The 3,575-nt window shown below is 75.1% G+C and carries 2 protein-coding genes; both read right to left on the minus strand.

The genetic code is table 11. The features are described from left to right. A partial coding sequence (locus tag AB0M52_RS32245) for a DUF5995 family protein (protein WP_363961518.1) occupies positions 1-524 on the minus strand: 524 nt, incomplete at its 3' end. 180 nt (positions 525-704) lie between these two features. Next, positions 705-3,533: an AAA family ATPase gene (locus AB0M52_RS32250; RefSeq protein WP_363961520.1), complete on the minus strand. Its 2,829-nt coding sequence runs from the start codon at positions 3,531-3,533 to the stop codon at positions 705-707. Positions 3,534-3,575 lie beyond the last annotated feature (42 nt).

Here is a 3,575-nt window from a genome sequence, read left to right on the forward strand (position 1 = left end):
GTCCGCGCCCGGCCGGGCCAGTCGGCACCGGATCGCGGATCCGGCCCGGGACGCTGCGGCGGTCGGCACTCGGACTCCAGGTGGTCGAACGTGGTGACCAGCGCGAACGGCAGGTCGAAGTTGATGTGCGCGTTGACGCCGGCCGCCGCCGAGGGCAGCGGCCGCGCGTCCGGGCCACGCGTCCGCTCGAACAGGCACGTCCAGGCCTTCGGGGTGCCCGGGCTGGAATCGCTCCACAACCGCAGCGCGTCGAAGTAGCGGGCCGCGAACTCCACGTCCAGCCGGGACAGGAAGCCCGGGTCGACGAACCGGTCGGCGTAGAGACCGTCCAGCACGCTGGTGGTGATGACGAGGTACAGCTTGTTGAAGTCGGCCAGCGGGTTGCTGTGCAACAGCGGCGGCAGCCGGACCAGCATGTCCTGGAGCTTGGTCAGGTGGTCGACGACGGCGGGCACGTCGGCCGGGTGATCGGCGAGGAGGTCGACGATATCCCGGTGCACGGGCCCCCAGACCGCTTCGCTCATGCCGGCACTCCGCTGCGCTCCATGCCGACAGGAGGCACGACCGCACTGAGCCTGATGATTCGCTCGCTACGCTCGCTCATGCCGCCTCCACGCTGCTCGCCTGACGCCGCCGTGCCGACGCCGGGCACAGCCTCTCAGGCGGGCGGCCCGGCGACATCAGTAGAACGACGTATCCGACACCTACGGCCGGCTGCGAAGGAAGATGGCGCTGGCCTGGACCCGGGTACGTACCTGGAGCTTGTCGAAGATGTGCGACACGTGGACGCCGATGGTCCGCTCGCTGATGAACAGCCGCTGGCCGATCTCCTTGTTGGTCAGGCCCTCGGCCACGGAGGCCAGCACCTCCCGCTCCCGGGCGGTCAGGGCGGCGAGTTCGTCACCGCCCTCCCCGGCCGGCGTCGCGGCCCCCGCCGGCGGGCGCTCCTCCAGGGTGACCCGGGCCCGGCCCGCGAGGGTACGGATCTCGTCCGTCAACGGCACCGCGCCGAGCCCCTGAGCCATCTGGTACGCCTGGCGGAGCAGCTTGCCGGCGGTGGCGGCGCGGCGCCGGCGGGCCAACAGCGCCTCGGCCTGACGAAGCCGGGAATAGGCCGCCGGATACGGGTGGTGGCGGTGGTCCCACTCGGCCGCCGCCCGCGCCCACAGGTCCGGATCCGCCCCGTCCAGGCGGCTCACCTCGGCCGCGCAGAGCGCCAGATACCCGTCGACCACGTCGCGTACCGGCCGGGCCGCGCGCTCACTCCGGCCGGCCACCCGGTCGGCGATCTCCCGCAGCAGGCGTACCGCGTTGCCGTCCACCGCGACCGTGCGGCTGGCGTGCGCCTCGGCCTCGGCGCGCAGGCCGTGCCAGACCAGCACGGCGAGGATGACCAGGTCGTCGGAGCGGGTCTCGGTCAGACCCCGCTGCACCGCGTGCCGGGCCACGTCGTGCCGCCCCTGCCACATCGCCAGCCCGGCACGCAGGGTGAGCAGCGGGATGACGTGCCGGGCACCGCCGCCGGCCAGCATGGTGGCCACCGCGTCCAGGTCCCGGTCGGCGGCGGCGACATCGCCGTAGCCGACCGACAGCCGGCAGCGGGCCAGCAGCAGCTCGACCGCGTCCGCGCCCGACGGGCGGTGCCGCAGCGCCGCCGCGACGACCTTCTCCGCCTCGGCCCACTGCCCCACCCGGAACAGACCGTTGGTGGCGATGGCCAGCAGCCGGGTCTCGTACGTGCGGCCCAACCCCAGCTCGGCCACCCGCTCGGCACCCCGGCGGGCCACCACCACCCCCTCCTCGAGGATGTTCAGCGGCCCGGTCAGCAGCTCGGCCAGGTGCAGGTACGCCAGCGCCACGTCCTCCGGACTACCGGCGCGTTCGGCGGTCGCCAGCGCCCGACGCAGCACCGCCAGGCCGGCGTCCGGATCCTCCAGGTACGCCTCGGAGAAGCCCAGCGCCGTGCTGGCCCGCACCACCTCCGTGGTGGCCCCGTCGACCTGCTCGGCCAGCGCCAGCGCCTCCCGGGCCCGCTGGCCCGCGTCGGCGTACCGGCCGAGTTGCAGCAGCAGCTCCGCCAGGTGGGCGGCGGCGGTGGCCCGCTGTCGGGGCGTGCAGTCGGCACTGTCCAGCGCGTGCTGGTACTCCGCCTCGGCCAGCGCCGACCGGCCGGCGGCGGTCAGGTAGCGGGCCCGGCGGATGTGCAGCTCGCAGGCCGGGTGGTCGGTGCCGGCGGCGGCCAGTTCCTCCAGCAGCGCCAGCGCCCGGGCGTGCTCGCCGCAGTGGTGGGCGGCCTCGGCCGCGTGCCCCAACAGGGCGGCCCGGTCCGCGCCGGGCAGCCCCTCGGCCAGTTGCACCGCCACCGACCAGTGCCGGTGCGCCTCGGCGTAGCCGTACAGCCGCTCGGCCTCCTCGGCGGCGGCCACCGCCGACGGCAGCGCCCGCTCCGGTTCCCCGGCCAGCCGCCAGTGGTGGGCCAGCCGCGCCTGGTGCAGCTCGGCCGGTGCCGAGGTCAGCGCCTCGGCGTAGCTGCGGTGCAGCAGCGCCCGCTCGGCGGGCAGCAGCTCGCCTTCCAGCACCTCGGCGACGAGTCGGTGACGCAGCCGGTAGCCGTCATGGGAACCGACCAGCAGCCGGTGGGAGACCGCCGCGCGGACCGCGTCGAGCAGGTCCTGCTCCGGCAGCCCGACCACCCGGGCGAGCAGCCAGTGCTCGACCGGCTCCACTCCGGCGGCAACCGCGTGCACGGCCCGGTGGGCCGGCTGGGGCAGGGCGTCCACCCGGGCCAGGAAGACCTCGCGCAGGGTGTCGGACGGCCCGTCACGGCCGTCGCGCAGATCGCGGGAGAGCTCCTCGACGACGAACGGGTTGCCGCCGCTGCGCTGCCAGAGCCGCTCGGCCGCCTCGGGGGCGAGCGGCCGGCACCCGACCGCCGCGGCGAGCTGCTCGGTGCCGGCCCGGTCCAGCGGGGCCAGGTCGAGCACCCGCACCGAACGCAACCGACGCAGCTCGGTGAGCACCCGACGCAGCGGGTGCGCCCCCTGCAACGACTCCGAACGCACTGCGGCCAGCACCGACAGCTGGAGGTCGCCGAGGCCGGCGAGCAGGTAGAGCAGCAGCTGGCGGGTGGTCCGGTCGACCCACTGGAGGTCGTCCAGGACGAGCACCACCGGGCGTCCCCCGGCGATGACGCTCAGCCCGCGCGAGACCCGCTCCAACAGCGCGCCCGCGCCGTCCGGGCCGGCCGCGTCCTCCGCGAACACCGCGAGCAGCGCGCGGACCGAGGCGGCGGCGGGCGGAGCCAGATCGGCGTCGAGGCGACGCAGCGCCTGGCGCAGCGGATGCATCGGCGAGGCGTCGCCGATGTCCAGACAGGAGCCGGTGAGCACCAGGGCACCCGCGTCGCCCAGCCGCTCGCCGACCTCGCGCAGCAGGCGGGTCTTGCCCACGCCGCTCTCGCCGGTGAGGAAGACCGCCGCCGTGTTTCCGTCCGGGCTGACCTTGACGTCCTTCACCTGCGCCGCGAACCCGATGAACGGGGCGTGGCCGAGATCGTGGAGCACGATGGTTCCGTT

This window comes from Micromonospora sp. NPDC051296, from assembly GCF_040682255.1.
Classification (GTDB): Bacteria; Actinomycetota; Actinomycetes; order Mycobacteriales; family Micromonosporaceae; genus Micromonospora; species Micromonospora craterilacus.